Here is a 22,560-nt window from a genome sequence, read left to right as displayed (position 1 = left end):
CTTCGCCCCCGGCGTCCGGGTGTCCTGGACTCTCAGCGGGTGAATGCGCTGAGACCGGTGACCGCTCGGCCCACGATGAGGGCGTTGATCTCGCGGGTGCCCTCGAACGTGTAGAGCGCCTCGGCGTCGGCGAACATCCGCGCCACGTCGGTGTCGACGCGAATGCCCTCCGCCCCGCACACCTCCCGCGCGAGTGCGACGGTCTCGCGCGCGCGATCCGCCGTCCACATCTTCACCAGTGCCGCGTGCTCCTCACCCAGGCGTCCCGCCTCTCGCAGGTCGGTGAGGCCCACCGCCATCGCGAGCGAGGCGGTGGCGTTTCCCAGCATCCGTGCCAGCTTCTCCTGCACGAGTTGGAAGCCGGCGATCGGCCGGCCGAACTGCTCGCGCCGGAGGGCGTAGGCGAGCGCCGCCTCGTAGGCGCCCACCTGGAGGCCGGCCGCGTTCCAGGCGACCACGTGCCGGAGCTTCGCGAGGATCGCCGACAGGTCGCCGAAGTCGTCGATGCGCTGCAGGCGGTCCGACTCCGGAACCACGACGTCTGTCAGCTCGATGTCGGCGTTGCGCACCATCCGCAGGCTGATCTTGCCCGAGATGTCGGTGAGCGAGACCCCCGGTGCCTCCCGGGGTACGAGGAAGACCTTCGCCCGCCCGTCGGACGCATCGCGGGCGACGACGAGGATGACGTCCGAGATGGCCGCGTTCCCGATCCATCGCTTGCGACCGCTGATACGCCACCCCTCGCCGTCGCGGGTCGCCGTGGTCTGCATGCCGCCGGCGACATCCGAGCCGTGCTCCGGCTCGGTCAGGGCGAAGCATCCGGTCACCGAGAACGAGGCGATCCCCGGGTCCCACCGGGCGACCTGCTCCGGCGAGCCGCCTTCACGCACCACGGTGCGGAACATGCCCACCTGGCCGCCGTAGATCGTGCCAATCGACATGTCGCACCGGGCGAACTCGAAGTGCTTGAAACCGACGTAGAGGGGGTCGGGGGTTCCGTCGGGTCCTGCGACGGCCGGGTCGTCCTCCAGGTCGAGCGCGGCGAGCTCCCGGCGCAGATGCGCGGGGCAGTGGGCGTCCTCCCACCACTGCGCCAGGTGAGGCCGCGCGCGCTCGTCGAGGAGCGCCCGCAGCGCCGCGAGCTTGGCCCGCGCGGCGGGGGAGAGCCGGTCGGAGAAGCCGAACAGGTCGGTCGCCGCGTCACTCACCCGCGAGGCCCAGGAGTCGCACCGCGTTGTCCTTCAGGATCATCGCGCGCACGTCGTCGGGGTACTCCAGCAGCGCGAAGTCGGTCAGCCACCGCTCGGGGGTGAGCGCAGGCATGTCGGATCCGAAGAGCACCTTGTGCTTCAGGTACGTGCGCGCCGCGCGCACCAGCGCGGGCGGGAAGTACTTCGGCGACCATCCCGACAGATCGATCCACGCGTTCGCTTTGTGCGTCGCGATCGAGATCGCCTCGTCCTGCCAGGGGACGCTCGGGTGCGCCATGATCACGGGGAGGTGAGGATGCCGCGCCGCGACGTCGTCGAGCAGCATCGGGTTCGACAGGCTGAGCCGGAAGCCCCATCCGCCCGGGAGCCCCGCTCCCGCGCCGGTCTGGCCCGTGTGGACGAGGATCGGCAGCCCGAGCTCTTCGATCGCGGCGAAGAGCGGGATGTAGGCGGGGTCGGACGGGTCGAACGCCTGCACCGACGGGTGGAACTTGAACCCGCGCACGCCGAGTTCTATCGCCTGGCGTCTCGCCTCTTCGACGGCGGCTTCGCCCTGCAGCGGATCGACGCTTCCGAAGGGGATCAGCACGTCGGAGTTCCTTCGCGCACCCGCGACCAGGTCGTCGACGCTGTTCGGGCGATGATCGAGGTTGGTGGTCGCATCGACGGTGAACACGACGGCGCCGGTGTTGCGGGCGCGGTAGTACTCCGCGGTCTGATCGACGGTGCGCGGCTTCTCGCTGCTCTTGAAGTAGGCCGCCATCGCCTCGGTGAGCGCGGGCGGCGAGGCCGTGCGTCCCGATTCGTCGATCGACACGTGCACGTGCACGTCGATCATCGACACCTTCGCGGGGTCGAACCCCGGCCAGCCCGCGCTCATCGCACCGCCTCCGCCAGCTCGCGCTCCGCGTCCTGTTTGACGCGGGCGAGCTCGACCTTCCCGGTCATCGACCGTTCGAGGCTCGCCCGCACGAAGACGTGCCGGGGCTTCTTGTAGCCGGCGAGACGTTCGTCGAGGTAGGTCCGCAGCTCCTCGACGTCGATCTCGCGCCCGGGCACCGGGGAGACCATCGCGCTCACGACTTCGCCGAAGCGGCGATCGGGCAGGCCGAAGACGACGGCGTCGTCGACGGTCGGGTGCGACAGGAGGGCCTCCTCGACCTCGGCGGGGAAGACCTTCTCGCCGCCGGTGTTCACGACCGCGCTGAGGCGCCCGAGCAGCTCGACCGAGCCGTCGCCCCTCGCGCGTGCCCAGTCTCCGGGCATGATGTAGCGGTTGCCGCGGATGGTGGGGAACGTCTCGGCCGTCTTCGCGGGATCGCGGTAGTAGCCCTTCGGAAGGATGCCGCGGAAGGCCAGGATGCCGAGAGCCCCCGCATCGGCCTGGATCTCGGCGAGGTCGTCGTCGAGGAGCACCGCGCCGGGGGTGAGCACGAGCCGGGCGGGCAGTTCGTCCTCCCCGTGCGTCACTCCGAACGCGAACGGGCCGCCCTCGCTCGAGGCGAGCATGTCGACGATGGCCAGGTCGCCCAGGGCGTGCAGTCGCCGTTTCACGTCGTCGCTGAAGCGCATTCCCGAGCTCAGGATCCACCGCACTCCGGGCAGGCCCGTGCCGCGACGTTCGACGGTCTCGGCCAGGGGCAGGGCGAGGGCGTCTCCGGCCACGATGAGGCGCGAGACGTCGAACTCCGCGATGAGGTCGGCGGCTTCCTCCATGTCCATGCGCGCAGCGGCATGCAGCACCACGGTGCCGCCGAGCGCCATCGTTCCCATCGTCGTCGACTGCGCCGTGCCGTGCAGGAGCGGCGTCAGGGGGAGGGTCACGATCCGGGGAGTGGCGGGGTCGACCGCGATCTGAACCGCCTCGGCGAGATCCTCCGGAGGGGTGATTCCGAGCAGGCCCCACGTCGACTGCCGTCGCGCGACGAGCAGCGTATCGAGATCCCACACGACGGCTTTCGGCGACCCCGTCGTGCCGCCCGTGTAGAGCCGCAACTCGGCCCCCCGCGGTGCGCTCTCGGGGAGCGCCCCGCCCGTGGCGACGACATCGGCGTAATCGAGCGCGCCGGCCGTGGCGGGCGAGCCGTCGTCGACCTCGATGATCTCGACGTCGAGTCCTGTGACGGCCTCGCGGGCCAGCTCGCCCAGGCTGCGGGTGGTGAGCAGAACCCGCGCCTCCGAGTCGAGCACGAGCTCGCGCACCTCGCCGGCACGGTAGCGGTAGTTGATCGCCACGGGCGAGACCCCGACGGCGAGGCACGCCCAGGTGAAGGCGAGGTACTCGGTGCGGTTGTAGAGCAGGAGCGCTGCCGCGTCTCCGACCTTCAGGCCACGATCGACCAGATGCGTCGCGAGCGCGCCCGCTTCGGCGGCGAGCTGCGACCACGTCACCGTGCCGTCGCGGCTGATGACGGCGGGGCGGTCGGGGGCGGCGCGGGCGATTCCCTGCCAGAGGTCGCTGTAGTGCGGAGCCGACGTCATGCGCCCACCGCCTTCCGCACGGGCGGGCCGGAGTGCTGCGCCTGCGAGGAGAAGGTCGACCGCCAGGTGTCGGCGATCCCCGCCGCATCCCATCCGCCGTCGGAGTATGCGGCGTCGAGCTCGGCGGGGTGCGAGTACAGGGTGAGCTTGTCGCCGCCGATGCCGATCGCCTGACCGGTGACGTCGCCGGCGTCGGCCGAGGCCAGCCAGACGATCAGCGGGGCGACGTCCTCCGGAGTCCCGAGCGCGTTGTCGTGCCGGAACGAGGCCGGGATGGGCTCGCCCGCGAGGTAGCGCTCGTAGAGCTCGGCGTACGCCGGGATGGTCGCCGTCATCGGCGAGAGCGCCGTCGGCACCACGGCGTTGGCCGTGATCCCGGCTCGAGCGAGCTCGAGCGACCAGGTGCGGGCCATCGCGACCAGTCCGGCTTTGACCGCCGCGTAGTTCGTCTGGCCGAAGCTGCCGAACTGGCCGGCGGGCGACCCGATGAGCACGAGCCGACCGCCCTCGCCCTGCTCGCGCAGGTACGTCGCGGCGGCCCGCCCGCAGGTGAAGGTTCCGCGCAGGTGGCTCGAGACCACCGCGTCGAACTCCGCATCCGACATCTTCCACAGCACGCGGTCGCGGAGCACTCCGGCGTTGGCGACGAGCGCGTCGAGACGGCCGTAGGTGTCGACGGCCGCAGCGACGAGGGCGTCGGCGGTCTCGGCGGGTCCGACCGCTCCGATCGAGCTGACCGCGCGACCGCCCCGCTCCACGATCTGCGCGACGGTCGACTCGGCGCTCTCGGCGTCGACGTCGTTCACGACCACGGCCGATCCGGCGTCGGCGAGGGCGATCGCGTAGGCGCGGCCGAGGCTGCGTCCCGCGCCGGTGACGATGGTGACGCGCCCGTCCAGGCGGACGGCGCTCACCGGTAGTGCCTCAGGACGAGTTCGGCGACGCAGACGGGTTTCGTCTCGCCCTCCGTTTCGAAGACCAGCTCGAGGGTCACCTGGTATCCGCCCGTGATCTCCTCCACCTGCGACACGGTGCCGCCGACGCGGATGCGGGCGCCCGAGCGCACCGCGTTCGGGAAGCGGATGCGGTTGAACCCGTACACGATGCCCATGCCGGCGTCGGTGACGCGGTAGATCTCGCGGAGGTGGAGGACGACCATGCTGAGCGTCAGCATGCCGTGAGCGATCCGACCGCCGTAGGGAGAGGATGCGGCGCGCACCTCGTCGACGTGGATCGGGTTGTCGTCTCCGGTCAGCACCGCATAGGTGTCGATGTCGGCCTGCGGCACCTCCCGCCACGATGACGGGCCGAGCTCTGCTCCGGCCAGCGCGGGCAACTCCGCCATCGTCGTGGGGGTCGCCGTGCGTGTCTCTGTCATGCCAGCTCCTTCGCTGCGTGTCGCGCGCCGTCGCGGCGGCTCGTCCCTGGCGATCCTCTCGGTAGTCCGCGTGCGGACGACAGCGGTTTTTCACCTGGTGGAAGTGCCCCGCGGGGTCGATCAGGCGCCGTGTCATAGTCGGGTCGCCGACGACCGATGACGACGAAGGGCGAGCCGCGATGGCGAACATGGAACTTCTGCTGGACCCCACGGGAACGGCCGAGAACACGCAGGACGACACCCTGTCGCCCAGACCGGTGAGCCTCAAAGGCCTGACGATCGGCCTGCTCGACAACACCAAGCCGAACTCCACCATGCTGCTGGAGAACATCGTCACCGAGCTCCGCGAGCACTACGGTGCGGGGGAATCCCGGCTGTACACGAAGGACTACTTCGGCACCCCCGTGAAGAAGGAGCTCCTCGACCGGATCGTGGCCGAGTGCGACGTCGTGATCACCGCTGTGGGCGACTGCGGTTCGTGCAGCGCCGCGACCGTCGCCGACGGCATCCTCTTCGAGCGGGCCGGCATCCCCACCGTGGCGATCACCTCCGACTCGTTCCTGATGTCGGGGCGGGCGATGGCCTCCGTCCAGGGGTTCCCCGGGTTCGACTTCCACGCGGTGCAGCACCCGATGGCCAGCCTGTCGGCGCCGGAGGTGCGCGAGCGCGCTCTCGTCGCCGTGCCCGAGGTCGTCCGCATCCTCGGTCTGGAGGGGTGAGATGACCGCGCAGATCCTCGGGAACATCCCCGACGTCGACATCGACCGCATCCACGAGATCCTCGACTACTACTGGGACCAGGAGTGGACCGACGGGCTGCCGGTCGTTCCGGTGACCGAGTCGTCGCTGGCTCCCTTCCTCGCGGCGGTCGACCGCGATCCCGCCGAGGTGATCTTCACGATCACCCACCTGAACCGGCACCTCACCATCAAGCTGGCCGCCATCAATGCGGCGCTCGCCGGGTGCAAGCCCGAGTACTTCCCCGTCGTCGTCGCCGCATGGGAGGCGATCGCGAAGGAGCCGCACCCGGCGCGCGGCATCTGGCAGTCGACGACGGGTACCGCCCCCTTCCTCGTGGTCAACGGACCGATCCGTCACGAGATCGGGCTGAACAGCGAGGGGAACATCTTCGGATCGGGAACCCGCTCGAACGCCACGATCGGTCGTGCGATCCGGCTCGGCTGCATCAACGTCTTCGGGTTGCACCCGCACAAGCTCGACCAGGCCACGCAGGGCAACCCGTCGAAGTACTCCTCGTGCATCGGCGAGAACGAGGAGCAGAGCCCCTGGCCCCCGCTGCACACCGAGTACGGTTTCGACGCGTCCGACAGCGTGGTCACGGCCTACGTGATCCGCTCGGTCGTGCACATCGAGGCGCGGCACACGATGGTTCCCGAGCAGCTCGCCCTGGACTACGTCGACACCATCCGGCGCACGGGTGCGCTCATCCACGAGTACACCAGCGCCCTTCTCGTGCTCACTCCCGAGCACGCCGAGGTGTTCGCCTCGGCCGGCTGGAGCAAGGACGACCTGCGCGACTTCATCTTCGACAACGCGCACCGCACCCGCGACGAGCTCGTCGCGGTGGGCAAGGACGCCCTGTCGCACAAGACCCGGTGGCGCCTCGCATCCGATCATCCCGACTCGATGCCCGACTCGGCCAGCTCCACCGACGAGCCCGATGTCGTGCCCTCGCTCAGCCATCGCACCTCGGTGCAGATCATGGTCGCCGGCGCGAACAACGCGGGCGTCTCGGCGATCGTCGAGGTGTTCACGCTCAACCCGCCCCGGGAGTTCCCGTACTCGTACAGCAGGATCGGAGAGTGACATGACAGACCCGACCGAAGCGGCATCGGTGGATGCTGCGCTGAAGCAGTTCACCGACATGATGGCGACCGACGGCTACGTGCTGTCGTGGACGCCGGCCGACGACGAGAAGATCGTCGTTCGCATCGACGCCACGGAGGGCGCGTGCGCCGACTGCCTCGTGCCGCAGCCGGTGATGGAGGCGATCATGGCCGCGGCCCTCGAGCCGACGCCCTACAGCCTCGACCACGTCGTGCTGCCCGCCGACGCCCACTGAGGTCGCGCGAACAGTGACCCTCGGCCAGACGGCCGGGGGTCATCGTTCGTGGAGGGCTTTCACAGCCAGCAACTATCCTTTCGCTGAGTGAAAACTCGGGTTGGAGTCGGCGAGAGCGGTCGGCAGACTCGGGCAGGCCGACCGCAACGCTGCGGGCGGATCGTTCCGACACAGGAGTCAGACATGATCACCGCACAGACCTCGACGGCCCCCTCGCGCGCACGGCGCGGCATCCGTGCCACGGCGGCCCTGATCGCTGCCGGAGCCCTCGCCCTCGCCGGTTGCTCGGGCGGAGGAGGGCAGAGCCCCTCCGGTTCCGACGGCGAGCTCAAAGAGATGACGGTCGTCACCTTCCTGCCGCTGGAGTCGTTCAGCTTCACGCCCGAGATGTTCGCCTCCTCGGGCGGCTACTTCGAGAAGAACGGGCTCGACGTCGACCTTCAGCCCGTGCAGGGCACGGCCGCCGCGATCCAGTCGCTCGTGGGCGGGGCGACGACCATCACCCGCGCCAGCACGGTCGACGTCTTCCCCGCCATGGAGAGCGGTCAGCCGATCACCGCGGTGGGCACGATGGCCTATCGGTCGAATCTGCGGGTCGTCTCGACGACGGAGGACCCGATCGTCGATCCCGCAGACATGTCGGGGAAGACCATCGGCATGGGCTCGATCGGCGGGACGAGCGAGAAGATGCTGAACCTCGCCCTCGACGAGGCGGGCGTGGACCAGGACTCGGTCACCCGCCAGGCCGTCCCCGTCACGGCCGCCACCCTCGAGGTCGTGCGCCAGAAACAGCTCGCGGGCTACATCGTCAGCCTCGACACCTCGCTCGCGATCGAGCAGCAGAACGACGACGCGGTCATCGAGCAGGTCGGACTCGTCGACCAGCCCGACATCCAGACGTGGATCACCACGCAGTCCAACCTCGACAACCCGGAACGGGTCGAGGAGATCGAGCTGTTCCTCACCGCGATCAAGGAAGCCACCCAGTTCGTCATCGACGACGCGGAGAACAACTTCGACAACGTGCTGCAGATCATGCGCGACAGCGGCGACTGGAACTTCCCCGCGCTTCAGGACGACACCGTCGCGCGGGCGGCGCTCGCCGAGTACGTGACCGGCACCTGGGTCGACCCCGACGGAAGCGTCTCGCTGCTCGAGAACGACATGGACGCCTGGTCGGACACCTACGAGGTCTACACGAAGGCCGGTTTCGTCGAGGGCGGGCAGGACCCGCTCCAGTGGATCACGAACGACTACCTCCCCGCCGGCTGATCCGCCCGCAGTCCACGCCGACCCCCGCGGCACTCGACGAATGAGAGGCATGCCGATGAGAAACGACACGCTCGACACCACCACGGCCCCCACGGGCGGAGCCACCGCCGTCCCCAGCCTGCACATCCAGGGCGTCGGACGCGACTTCCACACCAAGAACGGCACGACCCACGCCGTGTCGGGGGTCGACCTGTCGATCCAGAGAGGGGAGTTCGTCGCCCTCATCGGGCGTTCCGGATGCGGCAAGACCACGCTGCTGCGCATGATCGGGGGGCTCCTGCCGCCGACGGCGGGCACCATCGCCGTCGACGGAAAGGAGCTGTGGCGCGACGGACGCGTCGACAGCTCCGCGGTGACGAAGCTGGGTTTCGTCTTCCAGGAGAGCAACCTCTTCCCGTGGTTCTCGGTGCTCGACAACATCGCGCTGCCGCTGAAGATCCGCGGCGTCGGCAAGACGGAGCGGCGGCGCCGCGCGAGCGAGCTGGCCGAGCTGGTCGGTCTCGCCGGGTTCGAGAAGTCGTACCCGCGCGAGCTCTCAGGAGGCATGCGCCAGCGCGCGGCCATCGCGCGAGCGTTGAGCACGAAGCCCGACCTGCTGTTGATGGACGAGCCGTTCGGGGCCCTCGACGCGCTGACGCGCGAGCGCATGAACCTCGAGCTGCAGCGCATCGTCCTGGAGACGAACTCGACGGTGGTGTTCGTCACCCACGACATCCCCGAGGCGGTCTTCCTCGCCGACCGGGTCGTGCACATGACGCCGCGCCCCGGACGCATCCGTCAGATCCTTCCCGCGGACTTCCCCAAGCCCCGTTCGGTGGATCTGCAGACCATGCCCGAGTTCAACGACATCGTGCGGGCCCTCCGCCACGACCTCGACGAGGAGCACTGACATGCCCAAGCCCCGGATCATGAAGCTGCTGCCGTGGATCGTCACGCCCGCCCTCATCATCGTCATCATCGCCGTCTGGCAGATCCTCGTGACCTCGCTCGAGGTGAATCCGCTGGTCTTCCCGCCGCCGCTCGCCGTCGGCGAGGCCCTCGTCGTGCTCCTCGGTGACGGCGGCACCTGGGAAGAGGTCGGGGTGACCGTCCTCGAGATCATCGTCGGGTTCGCGATCGCCGTCGTCAGCGGGATCGTCGTCGGTGTGGTGCTGGGCAAGCTCCCGTGGCTCGAGGTCAGCATCCGTCCCCTGATCGTCGCGGCCCAGGTCGCACCGAAGGTCGCCTTCATCCCGCTCTTCGTGATCTGGTTCGGCTTCGGCATCACGTCGAAGGTGCTGCTCGCCGCGCTCCTGGCCTTCTTCCCCGTCATGCTCAACGTGTTGCTCGGCGTCCGCTCGGTGGAGCAGGGGCAGCGCGAGGTGATGCGCAGCATCAGCGCGAGCCGCGCGCAGACCTTCCTCCAGCTCGAGATGCGGAGCCTTCAGCCCTACCTCTTCGCCGGGATGGAGGTCGCGATCGTGCTCGCGACGATCGGCGCGATCGTCGGAGAGTACCTCGGCGGCAGCGTGGGGCTCGGGGCGATGGTGGTGAGGGCGATGAGTTCTCTGGATGCCGCGAGGACGTTCGCACTCATCATCCTGCTCTCGCTCATCGGGCTCGTGCTCTACCTGATCGTCAACGAGGCCAAGCGCTTCGTGATCCCCTGGCACGAGTCGGTCTACGGCCTGCGCGAAGCGACGGCCTGACGCCCGTGTTGCTCACCGACGAGGAGAAGGGCATGCGCGACGGCGCCGAGGGCGGAGCGGTGGCCGCCGCGATGGATCTGCTGATCCGCTACGGCGAGGCCCTCGGTGCGGAGCGGCTGTGCGAGACGCGCAACGTCGCGGGCACCATGACCCAGCCCTCGCCGGCCAAGGCGAAACTCGTCGAGGAGGGCGGCTGGGCGAAGTCGTTCGCGGTCATCAACCTCGACTGCGACGACGACATCGAGATTCCTCGCATGAAGGTGCCGACGTGCCAACTGCAGCACGGCTTCGGCAAGGATGCGTCGGGACTCACGTCCTATCCCGAGCAGTCGATCGTGCTGCAGGGCGATGCCGAGTCGTATTTCAGCGAACGCGGCGTGAACATCCTCGCCACCTGCACCCCCTACCAGGTGGGCAACATCCCGGTGCGGGGCGAGCACTGCGCGTGGATGGAGTCGTCGGCGGTCGTCTACTGCAACTCCGTGCTCGGGGCGCGGACGAACTGCGAAGGGGGCGCCTCCACCGGGGCCGCCGGGCTGACCGGCCGCATCCCCTACTGGGGAAACCATCTCCCCGAGAACCGCTTCGGCACGCACCATCTCGTCGCGGGCGTACCCGTCGACGACTTCCAGGAGTGGGGGATGCTGGGGTACTTCGTCGGCGACGCCGTCCAGGAGGGGCGGCCCGTGATCACGGGCGAGCTCGTGAACCCCGATCTGGCCGACCTCAAGCACTTCGGTGCCGCGACGGCCACCGCCGGCGGCGTCGAGATCTACCACATCCCGGGCGTGACGCCCGAGGCGACGTCGCTCGAGGCCGCGTTCGGCGGTGCCGCCGTCCCGGAGCCGCTCGTGTACGGCGAGGCCGAACGCCGCCTGGTCTACGAGACCCTCAACGACCAGGGCGAATCGACGGACGTCGACTTCATCATCCTCGGTTGTCCGCACGCCTCGCTCGACCAGCTCGAGCGCGTCGCCCGACGCCTCGAGGGACGCCGCATCCATTCCGACACCGAGCTCTGGGTGATGACGCCGGCGGCGATCCGCACCATGGCCGATCGCAGCGGCTACACCCGCGCGATCGAACGGGCCGGCGGGCGCGTTCTGACCGACTCGTGTCCCGCGATGTCGAAGGCCGCCCCCGACGGGACCCGCGTGATGGCGACCGACTCGGCCAAGCAGGTGCACTACCTGCCGGCCATCCTGGGCATCGAGGGCTGGTTCGGCACTCTCGAGGAGTGCGTGGATGCTGCGGTCACGGGCACCTGGCGCGGCGAGCTCTCGCGATGACCACCGTCGTGGAGACGTTCACCGGTCGACCGATCGTCGCCGGCGTCGTCGAGGGTGAGGCCCTCGTCTCGACGGAGACGATCTCGGGGTTCGGGGGTATCGACCCGTCGAAGGGCACGGTGATCGAGCCGCGCCACGAGCTGTTCGGCGTGTGCTTCACCGACAAGATCCTCGTCTTCCCCGGCGCGAAGGGTTCGTCGGGCTGGTCGGGCTTCTTCCAGAGCACTCGCCTCATGGGCACGGCCCCGCGCGCGATGGTGTTCAACGTCATGACGACGAAGGCCGTGCTCGGAGCCATCGTCACCCGCGTTCCCAGCGTGGTCGAGTGCAGCCCTGACCCCGTGGCCGCGATCCGCACCGGCGACTGGGTGCGCGTGGACGGCGACCACGGCGTGGTGACGATCCTGCGTCGAGCCGCGTAGACCCGCGCGGCCGTCCTGCGCGCAGGACGCACGGAGGAGTTCTCACGAGCGGAGGACGCCCCGGGTGCTCAGGGTCCTCCCTTCGTGAGACCTCCTCCCGTCGTGACGGCGAGGGGCGGATGCTGCGGCCGTGGTGGTGTGCCACGCGACGCGGGGTCAGGCGGTGTCAGTGGCCCACCCCAGCTGGTGAAGTCTGGCCGCGAATTCCTTCGGAAGAGGGGGACGCAAGCCCGTGAGGTAGCCATGTCGCGGGGGTGTGAAGTTCGCCCATGACTCCGAGGTCGTGCAGTTCTGCAGGACGATGCTGTCGAGATGACGTAATGAGTCGATCTCCCGCACATTTGTCACGTCTGGGCATCTCTCCAGTCTGAACCGCTGCAGCTGTTCGAACTGGCGGAGGATCGTCAGATCAAAAGTCCTACTTCCAGCCCTCTCTACTTCCGTGAGGCGCTCGGGGTGAAGGAATTCTGGTAGTTCGGGCGTGCCGCCAATCTGTCGGTAGGTCGTCAGGGGCGCCGCGATCGCCGGTAGCTTCTTCGGTGTTCTCCCTGTCAGCTCAAGGCGTTCGAGGTGCGGATTCGCCAGCACCGAGGCGGTGCCGGCGGTCACGCGACCTTGGTACTCGCGAAGCAGGGGGAGTCGGCTGAGGTCGACACGCAACGGACCGTTGCACTGGAGGACGAGATTGGTCAGTGCTGATGCTCGCTCCAGCACCTCCACGTCCAACACGCGGTCGATCGTCACGACGCTCAGCCGAGGGACGATCTCTATGACCGGCTCGAGGAATGACAGCGAAACTTCCTTGCGCAGGGTGGTCTCAGTGAGGTCGCCGTACGCAATCCCGACCCCTTGCTCAGCGAGTGGCGCATATGCCTGACACCACTGCGGACCGGGCTCGGCGCCGAGGACCACTGCGGGGAAGGCCCCCTCCAAGAACCAGTCCTGATCAATCTCGAGATTCATGATCACGGGAGTCAATGTATCGAGCCCCGGGTGTCAGCTGTCTCGTGAGAAGCCGGCTTCGAATGCCCACGTTGTGCGACGGGCGCAGGCGTTGCCCGCTTCGCAGTTGCGGCGGCGGCGGCCTACACGGCGACGGTGAGGTCGGTGCCGAGGTAGGCGCCGTCTGTCGCGAGCTGCGCTTGCAGCGCGGAGACGTCGATGTCCGCAGCATCCGTGCCGCCCGAGAGCGCGAGCGCGGCGGCCGTGCCGGCGGCCTGGCCCATCGCGAAGCAGGGGCCCGTCACCCGGCCCGACGACTGACCGCCCTGCGTCATCGATGCCGATCGGCCGACGACGAGGAGGTTGCCGACCTGCTGGGGAACGATCATGCGGTACGGCAGCTGGTGGAAGCCGCGGCTGCCCTCGGGGGCGAAGCGGAACTCGACGTCACCGGCGACATGCGCCTCGACGGGCCACCCGTTGACCCCGATCGTGTCGTCGAAGTCGGCGTTGCCGAGCACGTCGTCCTGGGTCAGCTGGTAGCCGCCGACGATGCGACGCGTCTCGCGGATGCCGATCTGGGGCGCGATGTCGACGACGTACGAGTCCTGGAAACCGGGGGTGCGCTCGCGGATGAAGGCGAACGTCTCCTTGACCTGCTGGCGCCCCTGGATCTCGCCGTGGGTGAGCTGGCGCACATCGGTGCCGTCGACGGCGGTGCCGTCGTCGTTGTGGAGCTGGGTAAGGTTCGAACGCCACTCGAGCGGGTTGCGCTGCGGACGCACGATCGGCTTCTTGCGGGGGAACGAGTGCGTGCCCGCGGCCTCGGCGTCTTCCATGAGGCGCCGGATGGTCTTCCACGCCTCGCCGGCCTCCTCGGGGTGCACGCCGTTGATGCGGAACATCAGCGACGGGAAGAGCAACTCGGGGGAGCGCTCGAAGGGTGCCCCCGACCAGGCGGCGATGTCGGCGTCGCCCGATCCGTCGATGAAGAACCGGGCGCGGACGGCGCTGCGGCCCGACTTCGACTCCAGCACGACGGCGTCGATCGTCTTCTCGTCGGACATCACCACATCGACCGCCGTCGCGTGGAAGAGCAGCTCGGCGCCGGCGGCGAGAACGAGCTCGTCGGCCGCGATCTTGTACGCCGAGATGTCGAACGACACCGCCATGATGCGGTTCTCGATCGTCAGGTGAGGGGTGTTCAAGCCATCCAGCGCGGTGAGGCGGTCGAGGAGCTCGTCGGCGAACCCGTGGATGACGAGCTTGTCTTCGCCGAAGACCCTGGCGTGTAGACCGCAGAACGTGCTGAGCCCACCCATCGTGCCCGCGCCGCCGAGGAATCCGTACCGCTCGACGAGCAGTGTCGACATGCCCGCTCGGGCAGCGGCGGTCGCCGCGAGGAGCCCCGCGGGCCCGCCCCCGATCACGACCACGTCGTACTCGCCGATCACCGGGACCGCGCGCGCGGGAAGGTGGATGGTGGAAGAGGTCATACCGTTTCCTTCGTTCGCTGTTCGGGGGTCTTCTCGCAGGTGCTGCGCCCCGGGCGGGCGCACAGGACGGCGCCGCACGAGAGGGGCTGCACCAGCTGCTCGTACTGGTCGAGCATCCCGCCGCCGGAGTCGCGCTCGACGGGGGGCGAGTACGGCGGGCGCGCCGCCAGCTCGGCGGGATCGACGAGCAGGTCGACCCGGCCCTCGGCGAGATCGATGTCGATCACGTCGTCGTCTCTGACCAGACCGAGCGGAGCGCCGGGGGCCGCGGCCTCGGGGGAGACCTCGCCGACGGAGACGCCCTGGTTCACCAGGCCGCTGAACTGACCGTCGGTGACGAGCGCGACGCTGTCGGCGAGACCGCGTGCGTGCAGGGCGAAGATGAAGGCGGAGGTGAGTCCCATCCCGGGCGCTCCGGAGACGCCGATGCCCCGGATGACGGCGACGTCGCCCTCGCGCAGACGCCCGCTGGATATCCCGTCGATCGCCTCCTCGCGGTTGGCGAAGACGCGAGCGGGACCGGTGAAGCGGTGGGGGCCGGGGTCGGGGACCGGACGCTTGGCGACCGCGCCGCCGGGGGCGAGCGTGCCGCGCAGCACCGAGATCGCCGGGTCGGTGCCGAAGGGGTGGTCGAGGGAGCGGATGACGATGCCGTCCGCGGGGGCCGCGGACTCCAGCGCCTCGCCCATCGTCTGTCCGGTCACGGTGAGCCGACCGAGGTCGAGCAGGGGGCGGAGCTCGCGGAGCATCGTCGCCGCGCCGCCGGCGTCTTCGTAGTCCTCCACGAGCGCGGGGCCGTTGGGGCGCACCGAGGCGAGGAGGGGGGTCTGGCGTCCGAGCACCCGGAACGCCTCCCACACGTCGACGTCGATCCCCGACTCCACCGCGATCGCCTGGAGGTGCTTGATCGTGTTCATCGAGCCTCCGACGGCGAGCATGGCCCGCACGGCGTTCTGGATCGACCCGGCCGTGATGATGTCGCGCGGGCGCACATCGCGCTCGACCAGGTCGGCCAGCGCCGCGGCCGAGCGACGCACGGCATCCCACATGCGTTCGCTGTTCGCGCGCACCGGCGTCGATCCCGGCACGGCCATACCGAGGGCCTCGGCCACGACGTGCATCGAGTTGGCGGTGGCCATCCCGGCGCAGACGCCGGGGCCGAGGATCGCGTCGTCGGCGAGTTCTTCGAGGTCGTCGACGGGTTCGCCGGTGACGGCAGACTTCGCCGCGAGGAGGAAGACCTCCTCGACGTCGGCCTCGCGCCCCTCGGCGCGGCCCGAGTGCTGGTAGCCGCACGCCACGACGACGGTCGGGATGTTCAGGCGCCCGGCGGCCATCAGGTGCGCGGGCGTGGTCTTGTCGCACGAGCTGAGGCAGATCATCGCGTCGAGCTTCGCGCCCTCGACGGCCGCCTCGATGTCGTTGACGATGAGGTCGCGGCTGGGCAGGATGTAGCGCCCGGCCCGACCGGCGCTGGTGACGAAGTCGCTCGGAGCGGTCGTGCGGATCTCGAACGGCAGCATCCCCTGCGCGCGGAGCTCCTCCTTGAGCACCGGGACGATCTCGTCGAGGTGGGCGTAGCAGGCGGCGAGCTCCGACGAGGTGTTGACGATCGCGACCTTCGGCTTGCGCAGGTCGGACACGGGGATCCCGAGCGAGACCCAATGGGCGCGCCGGGCGATTCCCAGAGCGGAGGTGGGAGGCAGGTTGCTGCGCAGTTCGGGCATCGTCGTCCTCGATCTCAGCCGTGCCGACCGCACCGCGTCGGCGCGGTCGTTGTCAGCGATCGCGGGGAGTGCCGATCGCCGCATCCAACGTACGTCGGAGGGGCCGCAGCATCCGCCCCTCCTTTCCACTCAGCGGAAGGCGTTCCCGCGGCGCCGGAAAGCGGCGAGAGTGCCCGTTTTCGCCGAAGGTGCGCGTTTGCTCGGCCTCTCTCGGCGAAAACGGGCACTTTCGGCGATGCGTCAGCGGTGGGGGGCGGACTCGTTCGGACGCGGAAGGGGGATGGCGGTGGTGCCCGCGACCTCGTCGCTGAACTCCTCCGGAACCGGTTCGGGCACGACATCGATCGGACGCGTCTCGTCGAGCGTGAGGGCGAAGCGCCGGCTCTCGTGGCGATGCACGCGGCCCGAGAGGAGGGTCCAGGTGACGCCGACCGCGCAGGCGACGAGCGCCGCGATCGCGGCGACGAGGATGGCCGCGCGCGGGCCCCACTCCGAGGCGATCCAGCCGACCACGGGAGCGCCGACGGGCGTGCCGCCGAGAAGGATCGCCATGTAGAGGGCCAGTACCCGACCGCGCAGGGCGGGGTCGGTCGTGGTCTGCACGTAGCCGTTCGCCGTGGTGAGCATCGTGACGACCGAGAAACCGACGAAGACGAGGGTCACGGCGTACAGGAGGTAGCTCGGGGCGATCGAGGAGGCGAGCATGGCGATTCCGAAACCGCCGGCGGCGACCACCACCAGCCGCAGTCGCGCGCGTTCTCGACGGGCGGCGAGGAGCGCGCCGGTGAGCGAGCCGATCGCCAGGATCGAGCTGAGGAGACCGAATCCGTCGGCCCCCTGTCCGAACTCGAGAGCCATGGTCGACGCGAAGATCGGGAAGTTCATGCCGAAGGCCCCGAGGAGGAACACCATCACGAAGATGACCGCCAGGTCGCCGCGCTTTCCGACGTAGCGGAATCCGTCGGCCAGGCGTGAGCTGCCCCGCATCTTCGGGCGCGGCACGAGCTCGTGCGGGCGCATGATGGCGAGGGCTGCGAGCATGGCGACGAAGGTGAAGGCGTTGACGAGGAACACCCAACCGCTGCCGATCAGCACGATGAGCACGCCGGCGACGGCGGGTCCGATGAGGCGTGCGGTGTTGAACGACGCCGCGTTGAGCGCTACGGCGTTCGACGCGTTCTCTCGCGCGACGAGGTCGGAGACGAACGCCTGGCGAGCCGGGTTGTCGAACGCCGTGACCACGCCGAGGGCGAGGGCGAAGCCGTACATGAGCGGCAGGGTCATGACGCCGGTGAGCACGAGCACACCGAGGGCGACGGCCAGCAGCAGCATGACCGTCTGCGTCACCATGATCAGCCGCCGGCGGTCGAAGCGGTCGGCCACCCACCCGGTCACTCCCACCAGCAGCAGGGGTGGCGCGAACTGGAGCGCCATCGTCACGCCCATCGCGCCGGCGTCGCCGTCGGTGAGTTGGGTGAGCACGACCCAGCTCTGGGCCGTCGACTGCATCCACGCCCCGACGTTCGACACGACAGCGCCGACGAACCACACGCGGTAGTTGAACACCGCGAACGATCGGAACATCGCTGGGCCCACGCGGCCAGAGGCTCCGCGCGACGCGCGAGCGGCGCGGGGAGGGGTCGTGGGGATCATCGGTCTGCCAGCCTCTGCATGATCTGCGCGGCGCGGGCGAGAGTGGCGCGGTCGTCGTCGGTGATCTCGGCCAGCGCCCCCTCGAGCCATGCGTCGCGGCGGCGGGCCGTCTCGACCACGACGGAGCGTCCTTCGTCGGTCAGATCGAGCGTGATCTTGCGGCGGTCGTCGAGCGAGGGCGTGCGGCTGAGCAGCCCCGACTCCTCGAGGCTGTTGACGGTGCGGTTCATCGACGGCGCGGTCACCCGCTCGCGGGTGGCGAGCTCGGCGAGCGTGTGCGGTCCGAAGACCTTGAGGGCAGCGAGCACGGCGAACTGGCCATCGCTCATCGTGTCGACCGCGCGCTGGGCGCGGAGGCGGCGGGCGAGTCGGAAGGTCGCCATCCGAAAATCGGATGCTGCGGTGCCGAGGTCGCTCGGTGGTTCTGGGGGCGTCGTCGAGTCGTTCATGCAGTGTTTAGCATAACTCATTAGTCGAGCTAAGGGCAGGGTGGAAGAGGGTTCACGCCACTGCCCCGCTAGGCTCGGCGACATGCCCGAGTTCGCCGATGCGCACGGTGTCGCGATCGTCTACGACGTCCATCCCGCCGATCGACCCCGCGCCGTGGTGCAGCTGCTGCACGGCGTGGGTGAACACGCCGGTCGCTACGGCGCGCTCGTCGACTCGCTCGTCGCCGAGGGCTACACCGTCTATGCCGACGACCACCGCGGCCACGGGCGCACCGGCATGCGCCAGCACGGCGGCGATCCCGCGAAGCTCGGACGGCTGGGGCGCGGCGGACACCGCGCGGCGGTGGACGCGGTGCGGGAGCTGACCGAGCGCATCCGCGACGAGAACCCCGGTCTGCCTCTCGTGCTGGTCGGCCACTCGTGGGGATCGTTCCTCGCGCAGATCCTGGTGAACCAGCATCCTGACCTCTACGACGCCCTCGTCCTGAGCGGATCAGCGTTGCGCTGGCCCGGCTCGCTGAACGCCGGAAACCTCAACGCGGCGTGGAAGGCCGAGGGCGCCACCGGAACCGAGTGGCTCTCGTCCGACCCCGACGTCGGACAGGCCTTCCTCGATGATCCGCTGACGACCTCGGTACCGCTGCTGAAGCTCTTCGGCCCGCTCGACGCCGTACGGCTGTTCGGGCGCCCCGCCCGCGACCTGCGGAACATCCCGGCGCTGCTGATGGTCGGGCGGGAGGACTCGGTCGGCGGTCCCCGCAGCGTGCACAAGCTCGCCGATGCCTACCGCGCGCGTTCCGGTCTCACCGACGTCACGACGCTCGTGTACCCCGACGCCCGGCACGAGATCTTCAACGAGCTCAACCAGGCCGAGGTGCGCGCCGATCTGCTCGCGTGGCTCGCCCCGCGCTTCCCCTCCCGCACCTGACGCGGGTCTGCGCAGCATCCGATCAACGCATCCGTGGTCGAGTCCACACTCCCGCGCAGCGGCGGAGTGTTGATTCGCGCAGCGGAAGGTGGATTGGATGCTGCGCGCGGGAGCTGGCCGGCACAGAGCAAGGGCCCGACCCCCGGGCTGGGGAGTCGGGCCCTTGTCGTCGAGGCTACTTCGTGCTGAAGGCCGAGTCGAAGGCCGCGGCCGACGGTTCGTAGCTCGAGAGGCGACGGACGAAGCCGAGCGCCTCGGGGGCGCCGACGAGGCGGTCCATGCCGGCGTCCTCCCACTCCACCGACAGCGGCCCCTGGTAGCCGATGGCGTTCAGCATGCGGAAGGCGTCTTCCCACGGCACGTCGCCGTGGCCGGTCGAGATGAAGTCCCAGCCGCGGCGCGGGTCGGCCCACGGCAGGTGCGACCCGAGGCGACCGCTGCGACCGTCGACGAGGCGCTTCTTCGTGTCCTTGCAGTGCACGTGGTAGATGCGGTCCTGGAAGTCCCACAGGAAGCCGACCGGGTCGATGTCCTGCCACACCATGTGCGACGGGTCCCAGTTGAGCCCGAACGCCTCGCGGTGACCGATCGCCTCGAGGGCGGCCTTCGTGGTCCAGTAGTCGTACGCGATCTCCGACGGGTGCACCTCGTGGGCGAACCGCACGCCGACCTCGTCGAAGACGTCGAGGATCGGGTTCCAGCGGTCGGCGAAGTCCTGGTAGCCGGCGGCGACCATCTCGGCGCTGGCGGGCGGGAACATCGCGACGTACTTCCAGATCGACGAGCCGGTGAAGCCGGTGACGGTCTTCACGCCGAGCTTCGCGGCCAGGCGCGCGGTGTTCTTGAGCTCTTCGGCGGCGCGCTGGCGCACGCCCTCCGGGTCGCCGTCGCCCCACACGCGATCCGAGACGATATCGCGGTGACGCTGGTCGATCGGGTCGTCGCAGACGACCTGGCCCTTGAGGTGGTTCGAGATCGTCCACACCTTCAGGCCGTTGCGCTCGAGCACGTCGAGCTTGCCCTGCACGTAGGCGTCGTCGTCCCAGCGCCACGGGTCGAGGTGGTCGCCCCAGCAGGCGATCTCCAGGCCGTCGTAGCCCCATTCGCCCGCGAGGCGGGCGACTTCCTCGAAGGGCAGGTCTGCCCACTGGCCGGTGAAAAGCGTGATCGGTCGCGCCATCGCGGTGTCCTTTCGTCGGTACTCGGAATCGCCTGAGGAGGCGGGGGAGGAGAAGTCGGTCAGTCGACGGCCGTCCAGGCGCTGTCGTCGTTCGAGCTGCGCTCCACGGCGTCGAGGACGCGCTGCACGTGCAGGCCGTCCGCGAAGGACGGCGTGGGGGCGGAGCCCTCGGCGATCGCTTCGACGAAGTCCTTCGCCTGGTGGGAGAAGCCGTGCTCGTAACCGAGCATGTGGCCGGCGGGCCACCAGTTGCCGACGTACGGGTGGCCGGGCTCGGTGACGAGGATGCGGCGGAACCCCTGCTCCTCGGCCGGAGCCGTGGCGTCGTAGTACTCGAGCTCGTTGAGGCGTTCGAGGTCGAACGAGAGCGCGCCGGTGGAGCCGGCGATCTCGATGCGCAGGGCGTTCTTGCGCCCGGTGCGGAAGCGGGTGGCCTCGAAGGAGGCGAGAGCGCCCGAGGACAGGCGCCCCGTGAAGAGGGCGAGGTCATCGACCGTGACCGCGCCGCGCTCGGTGGTCGCGGTGCCCGACAGCCCCGACGACTCTCCGAGGAGAGGGCGCTCGGCGACGATCGTCTCGAGGATGCCCGAGACGCGCGAGAGGGTCTGGCCGGTGATGAACTCGGTGAGGTCGACGGCGTGGGCGCCGATGTCGCCCAGAGCTCCCGACCCGGCGCGGTCCTTCTGCAGGCGCCAGGTGAGCGGCGCCTCGGCGTCGCTGAGCCAGTCCTGCAGGTACTCGGCGCGCACCTGGCGGATGTCGCCGATGCGGCCGGCGGCGACGAGGTCGCGGGCGAAGGTGGCCGCGGGGACGCGGCGGTAGGTGAAGCCGACCATGGAGCGCACCCCGCGCGCGGCGGCGCGTTCGGCAGCATCCGTCATGGCCTCGGCCTCGGCGACGGTGTTGGCCAGCGGCTTCTCGCAGAGCACGTGCTTGCCGGCGTCGAGCGCGGCGATGGCGATCTCCGCGTGGGTGTCACCGGGGGTGACGATGTCGACCACGTCGATGTCGGGGCGGGCGATGACCTCGCGCCAGTCGGTGGCAGCCTCCGACCAGCCCCAGCATTCGGCGGACGTCCGCGTGCGTTCGAGATCGCGGCCGACGAGCACCGACATCTCGGGTTGCAGGGGGAGTTCGAAGAAGCGAGGAGCGACGCGCCATCCCTGGGAATGAGCGACACCCATGAAACCGGCGCCGATCATTGCGACGCGGAGGGGCTTGGTCAAGGCAAAGGTCTTTCTCTAGACAGTGGGTGAAAGGTGGGGGCACCCGGATGACGGGTGCCCCCACACGATCAGATCAGGACTCGAACGCGAGGTCGATGAACTGCGCGACGTTGTCCTTCGTCACGACGGGTGCGTCGAGGACGATGCGGTTCGGAACGCTCGGGGTGATCAGGTCGCCCGCGGTCTTGCCCTGTGCGATGAGGCGAGCGAGGGCGATGCCGTCCGCGGCCTGGGTCGACGGGTAGATGACGGTGGCCTTCAGCACGCCGGTGTCGGACTCGATCTCTTCCATGGCGTTGCGGCTACCGGCGCCGCCGACCATGAAGAACTCGTCGCGACCGGCAGCCGAGATCGCCGCGAGGACGCCGATGCCCTGGTCGTCGTCGTGGTTCCAGATGGCGTCGATCTGCGGGTTGGCCGAGAGCATCTGCGAGGTGGCCGATTCGCCGCCCTGCACCGTGAAGTCCGCGGCGACGCGGGGTCCGACCTCGAGGCCGCAGTCCGACAGCGCGTCGGCGAAGCCCGCGGAGCGGTCCTGGGTCAGCGGCAGCGAGTCGATGCCGGCGATCTCGCCGACGATCGCGTCGGGGTTGTCCCCGAGCTGCTCGCAGATGTAGGTACCGGCGCTGACGCCCATGCCGTAGTTGTCACCGAGAACGGTGGAGCGCGCGGCGAACGGGCTCGAGAACTCGCGGTCGACGTTGATGACCGGGATGCCGGCCTCCATCGCCTTGATCGCGACCTCGGTCAGGGCCGCGCCGTCGCTGGGGAGCAGCACGATGGCGTCGACGCCGTCGTTGATGAACGTCTCGACGGCCGCGATCTGCGCGGTGACGTCGTTGGTTCCCTCGGCCTGGCGGAGTTCGACGTCGGAGAAGCTCTCGGCGGCCGCGAGGGCGCCGGAGTTGATGGCGCCGAGCCAACCGTGGTCGGCCGCGGGGCCGGAGAAGCCGATGACGACCGTGTCGCCGGCTTCGGCGTTCTCTTCGGTCGTGGTGCCCTGGTCGACGACGTTCTCACCCTCGGTGGCACCGCCGGTGCAACCCGCGAGAAGTCCGACGCTGGCGAGAAGCGCAACGCCGGTGAGAACCAGGCGAGAGCGCGACTTCAGGATTGTGCGCATGTTCTTTCCTCC

22 protein-coding genes are annotated in these 22,560 nt (G+C 69.5%); 9 read left to right on the top strand and 13 right to left on the bottom strand.

Annotated elements, in window-relative coordinates:
- Window positions 1-32 precede the first annotated feature (32 nt).
- The 5 genes from DEA06_RS10940 to DEA06_RS16710 are packed head-to-tail and all read right to left on the bottom strand — an operon-like array spanning window position 33 to window position 5,070.
- Window positions 33-1,208, bottom strand: coding sequence for an acyl-CoA dehydrogenase family protein (locus DEA06_RS10940; protein WP_116648031.1), 1,176 nt, complete (start codon window positions 1,206-1,208; stop codon window positions 33-35).
- The gene (locus DEA06_RS10935; protein ID WP_116648030.1) at window positions 1,201-2,091 is read right to left on the bottom strand and encodes an amidohydrolase family protein; all 891 of its coding nucleotides are present in this window, start codon (window positions 2,089-2,091) and stop codon (window positions 1,201-1,203) included. The genes DEA06_RS10940 and DEA06_RS10935 overlap by 8 nt, the downstream gene beginning before the upstream one ends.
- Complete coding sequence (locus tag DEA06_RS10930; RefSeq protein WP_165817979.1) at window positions 2,088-3,692, bottom strand: AMP-binding protein; 1,605 nt, start codon at window positions 3,690-3,692, stop codon at window positions 2,088-2,090. The genes DEA06_RS10935 and DEA06_RS10930 overlap by 4 nt, the downstream gene beginning before the upstream one ends.
- Window positions 3,689-4,606 (bottom strand): SDR family oxidoreductase, encoded by a 918-nt coding sequence (locus DEA06_RS16715; protein WP_205781263.1) that lies wholly within the window; start codon window positions 4,604-4,606, stop codon window positions 3,689-3,691. Before DEA06_RS16715 ends, DEA06_RS10930 begins: the two co-directional genes overlap by 4 nt.
- On the bottom strand, window positions 4,603-5,070 hold the full coding sequence (locus DEA06_RS16710) for a MaoC family dehydratase (RefSeq protein ID WP_205781262.1): 468 nt from the start codon (window positions 5,068-5,070) through the stop codon (window positions 4,603-4,605). Before DEA06_RS16710 ends, DEA06_RS16715 begins: the two co-directional genes overlap by 4 nt.
- Window positions 5,071-5,258: 188 nt before the next feature.
- On the opposite strand from DEA06_RS16710, the gene DEA06_RS10920 reads away from it, so the two are divergent.
- The 8 genes from DEA06_RS10920 to DEA06_RS10885 all read left to right on the top strand — a co-directional run bounded on the left by DEA06_RS10920 (window position 5,259) and on the right by DEA06_RS10885 (window position 11,824).
- Window positions 5,259-5,789, top strand: a complete 531-nt coding sequence (locus tag DEA06_RS10920) for a UGSC family (seleno)protein (protein WP_116648028.1) — start codon at window positions 5,259-5,261, stop codon at window positions 5,787-5,789.
- A 1-nt stretch (window position 5,790) separates the two neighbouring features.
- Entirely contained in the window at window positions 5,791-6,897 is a 1,107-nt protein-coding gene (locus DEA06_RS10915; RefSeq protein ID WP_116648027.1) for a hypothetical protein, read from the top strand.
- Window position 6,898: 1 nt separating this feature from the next.
- The gene (locus DEA06_RS10910; RefSeq protein WP_116648026.1) at window positions 6,899-7,153 is read left to right on the top strand and encodes a hypothetical protein; all 255 of its coding nucleotides are present in this window, start codon (window positions 6,899-6,901) and stop codon (window positions 7,151-7,153) included.
- A gap of 183 nt (window positions 7,154-7,336) precedes the next feature.
- A complete protein-coding gene (locus DEA06_RS10905; RefSeq protein WP_116648025.1) occupies window positions 7,337-8,425 on the top strand; it encodes an ABC transporter substrate-binding protein in 1,089 nt (362 codons plus the stop codon).
- A 55-nt stretch (window positions 8,426-8,480) separates the two neighbouring features.
- The gene (locus DEA06_RS10900; RefSeq protein ID WP_116648213.1) at window positions 8,481-9,314 is read left to right on the top strand and encodes an ABC transporter ATP-binding protein; all 834 of its coding nucleotides are present in this window, start codon (window positions 8,481-8,483) and stop codon (window positions 9,312-9,314) included.
- A gap of 1 nt (window position 9,315) precedes the next feature.
- Entirely contained in the window at window positions 9,316-10,113 is a 798-nt protein-coding gene (locus DEA06_RS10895) for an ABC transporter permease (RefSeq protein WP_116648024.1), read from the top strand.
- 5 nt (window positions 10,114-10,118) lie between these two features.
- Complete coding sequence (locus DEA06_RS10890; protein WP_116648023.1) at window positions 10,119-11,402, top strand: aconitase X catalytic domain-containing protein; 1,284 nt, start codon at window positions 10,119-10,121, stop codon at window positions 11,400-11,402.
- Window positions 11,399-11,824 carry a DUF126 domain-containing protein gene (locus tag DEA06_RS10885; protein WP_116648022.1) on the top strand — a complete coding sequence of 142 codons (426 nt, stop codon included), beginning with the start codon at window positions 11,399-11,401 and terminating at the stop codon, window positions 11,822-11,824. The genes DEA06_RS10890 and DEA06_RS10885 overlap by 4 nt, the downstream gene beginning before the upstream one ends.
- A gap of 156 nt (window positions 11,825-11,980) precedes the next feature.
- Here DEA06_RS10885 and DEA06_RS10880 read toward each other — a convergent pair whose 3' ends face one another.
- From DEA06_RS10880 to DEA06_RS10860, 5 genes are all read right to left on the bottom strand, one after another.
- Entirely contained in the window at window positions 11,981-12,793 is an 813-nt protein-coding gene (locus tag DEA06_RS10880; protein WP_116648021.1) for a hypothetical protein, read from the bottom strand.
- Between the two features lie 116 nt (window positions 12,794-12,909).
- Window positions 12,910-14,262 (bottom strand): FAD-dependent oxidoreductase, encoded by a 1,353-nt coding sequence (locus DEA06_RS10875; RefSeq protein ID WP_116648020.1) that lies wholly within the window; start codon window positions 14,260-14,262, stop codon window positions 12,910-12,912.
- Window positions 14,259-15,989, bottom strand: a complete 1,731-nt coding sequence (locus DEA06_RS10870; RefSeq protein WP_116648212.1) for a dihydroxy-acid dehydratase — start codon at window positions 15,987-15,989, stop codon at window positions 14,259-14,261. Before DEA06_RS10870 ends, DEA06_RS10875 begins: the two co-directional genes overlap by 4 nt.
- A gap of 240 nt (window positions 15,990-16,229) precedes the next feature.
- Window positions 16,230-17,573 carry an MFS transporter gene (locus DEA06_RS10865; RefSeq protein WP_116648019.1) on the bottom strand — a complete coding sequence of 448 codons (1,344 nt, stop codon included), beginning with the start codon at window positions 17,571-17,573 and terminating at the stop codon, window positions 16,230-16,232.
- A gap of 65 nt (window positions 17,574-17,638) precedes the next feature.
- Window positions 17,639-18,091, bottom strand: coding sequence for a MarR family transcriptional regulator (locus DEA06_RS10860; RefSeq protein WP_240606916.1), 453 nt, complete (start codon window positions 18,089-18,091; stop codon window positions 17,639-17,641).
- Between the two features lie 82 nt (window positions 18,092-18,173).
- Here DEA06_RS10860 and DEA06_RS10855 point away from each other — a divergent pair, with 82 nt between their 5' ends.
- Window positions 18,174-19,019, top strand: coding sequence for an alpha/beta fold hydrolase (locus DEA06_RS10855; RefSeq protein ID WP_116648017.1), 846 nt, complete (start codon window positions 18,174-18,176; stop codon window positions 19,017-19,019).
- 175 nt (window positions 19,020-19,194) lie between these two features.
- Here the strand turns inward: DEA06_RS10855 and DEA06_RS10850 are convergent, their stop codons facing one another.
- The 3 genes from DEA06_RS10850 to DEA06_RS10840 all read right to left on the bottom strand — a co-directional run bounded on the left by DEA06_RS10850 (window position 19,195) and on the right by DEA06_RS10840 (window position 22,548).
- Window positions 19,195-20,199, bottom strand: a complete 1,005-nt coding sequence (locus DEA06_RS10850; RefSeq protein ID WP_116648016.1) for a sugar phosphate isomerase/epimerase family protein — start codon at window positions 20,197-20,199, stop codon at window positions 19,195-19,197.
- 59 nt (window positions 20,200-20,258) lie between these two features.
- Complete coding sequence (locus tag DEA06_RS10845) at window positions 20,259-21,401, bottom strand: Gfo/Idh/MocA family oxidoreductase (RefSeq protein WP_116648015.1); 1,143 nt, start codon at window positions 21,399-21,401, stop codon at window positions 20,259-20,261.
- Between the two features lie 97 nt (window positions 21,402-21,498).
- The gene (locus tag DEA06_RS10840) at window positions 21,499-22,548 is read right to left on the bottom strand and encodes a substrate-binding domain-containing protein (protein ID WP_116648014.1); all 1,050 of its coding nucleotides are present in this window, start codon (window positions 22,546-22,548) and stop codon (window positions 21,499-21,501) included.
- Between the last annotated feature and the right edge of the window lie 12 nt (window positions 22,549-22,560).

Source organism: Microbacterium sp. Gd 4-13 (genome assembly GCF_003095395.1).
Taxonomy (GTDB): domain Bacteria; phylum Actinomycetota; class Actinomycetes; order Actinomycetales; family Microbacteriaceae; genus Microbacterium.
This window is presented reverse-complemented; position numbering and strand designations above follow the sequence as displayed.